The following is a 3,616-nucleotide window of genomic DNA, read 5'->3' as shown; positions in this document are numbered from 1 at the left end:
CAGGTGTCTTTTGGAAGCCTATTGTTAACATACTAGAAGCTGAGAATATTGAGTTTTTAGTCGTGAATGCCCAACATATGAAAGCAGTGCCGGGTCGCAAAACCGACGTGAAGGATGCCGAATGGATTGCCAAGTTACTTCGTCACGGACTACTCAAAGCGAGTTTTATTCCTGATCGAAATCAACGGGAACTTCGGGAGTTGGTTCGCTATCGTCGCAGCATTATTGAAGAGCGCGCGAGACAACATAATCGGATTCAAAAAGTGTTAGAAGGAGCGAATATCAAGTTGGGCTCCGTTGTCTCCGATATTATGGGTGTTTCAGCTCGTGACATGCTTAATGCCATCGCAGATGGCGAGGATGATCCTGTAAAACTTGCGAGCTTAGCTCGACGTACAATGAAAAAGAAAAAAGATGATCTTGAACTCGCTCTTCGTGGATACATCAATTCACACCAACGGCTCATGATAAAAACCATTCTCACTCATATTGACTTTCTAAGTGATCAAGTTGAGCTACTAAACCAGGAGATAGCTTCTAGACTATCCTCTCACCAAGAAGATCTTGAACGGTTGGATTCTATTCCTGGCGTTGCCACTCGTATGGCTGAACAAATCCTAGCTGAAGTCGGAACCGATGTCGGGAATCAATTTCCAAGCTCTTCGCATTTATGTTCCTGGGCAGGATTGGTCCCTGGCCATAACGAAAGTGCTGGCAAAAGGAAATCCACGAATATGAAAAAAGGGAACAAATATCTAAAGTCAGCCTTAGTAGAAGCCGCTCACTCTATAAGAGGGTCGAAGACCTATCTTGGAGCAATGTATAGGCGCACAGCAGCACGAAAAGGCAAAAAACGTGCAGGTATTTCTGTCGCCCATGCCATTTTGAGGATTGCCTATTATCTCTTAACACGCAAAGAAATGTATGTAGACTTAGGCGAAGATTATTTTGACAAACAAAAGCAACAATCTATTGTACGGTATTCTGTTCGAAGGCTCGAAAACTTAGGATACAACGTTACAATTACTGAACCGCAAGTCTCCTAATCCAACAAATAACTCGATCCAAAACCAGGCGCTGCATTTTTTTAAAAAAACATGAGTTGCGTCTTCTTTAGTGTTGCCATTTTTGCGAAGTTTGGAGTTTTATTTTCATGGGAGTTGAAGAAGACTATTTATTAGTACTCCTTTTAAGTTTTAATTCTTCATATTCTCCCCATACGATATAAAGAATACCTACAAGTAGAGACAGCACACTAAAAATGTTTAAAGTATATCCTACATAAGTTAACATCCCATCGAATAAATCTTGACTCCAACTTGAAACCCCTGAACCAAAAATTGCAGCACTTATATATTTCGTTGATATTAAAAAAGCAGATATAGCAATAAATGCAATTCCAGTACCTCGTCTTGTCATTTTAAATACCCCTTTCTCTATAAAATGAATAATACCATATATTGTATATGAACAAATTCTTCTTTTTATCTGTATTACCTTTGTTGAACTAACCTGCTTCGTTAGTTCAATAAGAAAAAAGCTTCACTCCTTCTTGATGTAAAGCACCCGTTAGTCAAATAAGTCGCTACAATGAAATTTCCCAAAACTCACGGTCTTCTAACACCAAGTCGTAAGGTTTTTTTATGTCCATCCAATGAATATTTCTTTTTTTTGAAATCGCTAACTTTTCTTTTCCACTCAAACAGGTAAAATACTCTACAACACCGCTAGCTTGAAGGGCTTCTTCCAGATAAGAATATAGTATAGTTAAACACTTTTCTTCTTCCGCTGTTCCTTTAAATTCAAATTTTTTTAAAGGTATGTGATTAGAGAAAGCTGCCACTTGATGATTAAATGAGAAATGTGGACTATATGAAAATTTTCGCTTCAATTTACTATCGTAATTATTTTCAAAATATAAATCTGTAAAATCAAATTCATTTTTAAAGACATTGGGTTGTTCAGGAGACAAGGGGTATGACCCGAATGAACCTTTCGGCAATCTTATTGGTGAAGCAATATAAATATACTGAGTCATAAATGTTTTCCCCTTTCTATACTGCCTTATTAAACTAACCTGCACCGTTAGTTCAATAAGAAAAAATGCTTTATCCTTCTTGAAGTAAAGCACCCTTTAGCTTAAGTACACTCTTTCACAATCTTGGATAAATTTCCATCGTACATCCTAATTTATTTAAATTGATATTTCTTTTTCCATTATTTTCTTCTATTCTGCATTTTTTAATTTCCCTTTTTTAATTGCTCTTACAAGTGACACACTACCCAAAAACATCATAAATACACCAGATATTTTAAGAACTGTATTTTTCGTCAATTCATCATTGACGGTTATATTTAACAGCGTACTTCCAAGAAAAATCAAGAGGATACTAATAAAAACTTTCAAATATTTCATCATTTAACAACTCCATGTTCTTAGTTTATTGGTAATTATTATGTTGTACTTGTTGAACTAACCTGCCCCTTTAGTTGAATAAGAAAAGGGTGCTTAACCCCTAATTGAAGTAAAGCACCCGTTAGTGAATAAGGGAAATGCTTTTTATTATTGTCCGTAGCAAATTGTTCAAGAGTCTTCCCCGTTACTTCAATAAGTCCGCCCATATAGACTTTTTTAATACTGATTTCCCCGCTTATTCATTTTGAATGATGATTTTTCTTTTCCAAAATTCCATGTACTACAACTAATACAAGACTTGTTATAATTAAAATTTTGTATATCAACCTTTGATCTAAATAAAAATAAGCTATTAAAGACAAGATGCCTAAACAAATTGCCAAAATCTCTAACTTCCTTGGCTTAATCAGCAGACTCCCTAACAGAGCAAGAGTTGAACCACTAATCATAAGTATAGGAAGGTAGTTTGCATACGTGTCTTCTAAGGCAAAAAACGGTCCTAAAACAATAAGAATAAAACCTAACCATTGAAGCACTTTTCCTAATTTGTTCACCCTTGAAAACCCCCAGTCATTTGGCACTTTTCTTCAACTAACCTGCCCCGTTAGCCATACATGTAGCGCAAAATTAGCGCTACACCACAGAGGATGAAAATGTGTACAGAACGGGTATTGGATACTACGGCTGGGAGAGGAAGGTCGATCAACTATGGTGCCATAGAGCCCATCCGTTAGTCTGACTCCAACGACCACGGTGCATCACAGAATGTCGCTCCCTTACGGGAAGCACTCATGGGAGATTAATCCTACTCTGGTTGTTGCACCAGCCTCCAATACTATTATGCCGTAGAAAGGATGATTACAATGGAAGTAATCATTGAGCATGCATGCGGTATGGATATTCATAAAGATTCGATTACTGCGTGTATTATGACTCCGAAAGGAAAGGAGATTCGAACGTTTTCTACTAAGACTGTATTTCTATTACAGTTAATCGACTGGATTAAGGAGCATGAGTGTACGCACGTAGCGATGGAAAGTACAGGTGTCTTTTGGAAGCCTATCGTTAACATACTAGAAGCTGAGAATATTGAGTTTTTAGTAGTGAATGCCCAACATATGAAAGCAGTGCCGGGTCGAAAAACCGACGTGAAGGATGCCGAATGGATTGCCAAGTTACTTCGTCACGGACTACTCAAAG

General features: G+C 37.4%; 6 protein-coding genes. 2 read left to right on the top strand and 4 right to left on the bottom strand.

Annotated elements, in window-relative coordinates; all coding sequences use genetic code 11:
- The coding region (locus AC1TO4_RS19695; RefSeq protein WP_482106702.1) for an IS110 family RNA-guided transposase at positions 1 to 1,046 on the top strand (1,046 nt) is incomplete at its 5' end.
- Positions 1,047 to 1,170: 124 nt separating this feature from the next.
- Here AC1TO4_RS19695 and AC1TO4_RS19690 read toward each other — a convergent pair.
- The 4 genes from AC1TO4_RS19690 to AC1TO4_RS19675 all read right to left on the bottom strand — a co-directional run bounded on the left by AC1TO4_RS19690 (position 1,171) and on the right by AC1TO4_RS19675 (position 2,970).
- Positions 1,171 to 1,419 (bottom strand): hypothetical protein, encoded by a 249-nt coding sequence (locus AC1TO4_RS19690; protein ID WP_482106701.1) that lies wholly within the window; start codon positions 1,417 to 1,419, stop codon positions 1,171 to 1,173.
- A 166-nt stretch (positions 1,420 to 1,585) separates the two neighbouring features.
- Entirely contained in the window at positions 1,586 to 2,038 is a 453-nt protein-coding gene (locus AC1TO4_RS19685) for a hypothetical protein (protein ID WP_482106700.1), read from the bottom strand.
- Positions 2,039 to 2,227: 189 nt separating this feature from the next.
- Entirely contained in the window at positions 2,228 to 2,419 is a 192-nt protein-coding gene (locus AC1TO4_RS19680; RefSeq protein WP_482106699.1) for a hypothetical protein, read from the bottom strand.
- Between the two features lie 236 nt (positions 2,420 to 2,655).
- Positions 2,656 to 2,970, bottom strand: a complete 315-nt coding sequence (locus AC1TO4_RS19675) for a hypothetical protein (protein WP_482106698.1) — start codon at positions 2,968 to 2,970, stop codon at positions 2,656 to 2,658.
- Positions 2,971 to 3,279: 309 nt separating this feature from the next.
- Here AC1TO4_RS19675 and AC1TO4_RS19670 point away from each other — a divergent pair.
- Positions 3,280 to 3,616, top strand: a 337-nt coding sequence (locus AC1TO4_RS19670) for an IS110 family transposase (protein ID WP_482106697.1), incomplete at its 3' end; no start/stop codon positions are given.

It is taken from the genome of Sporosarcina sp. Y838, from assembly GCF_056786515.1.
The sequence above is the reverse complement of the archived record's forward strand: the minus strand, read 5'-3'. Positions and strand labels throughout refer to the sequence as shown.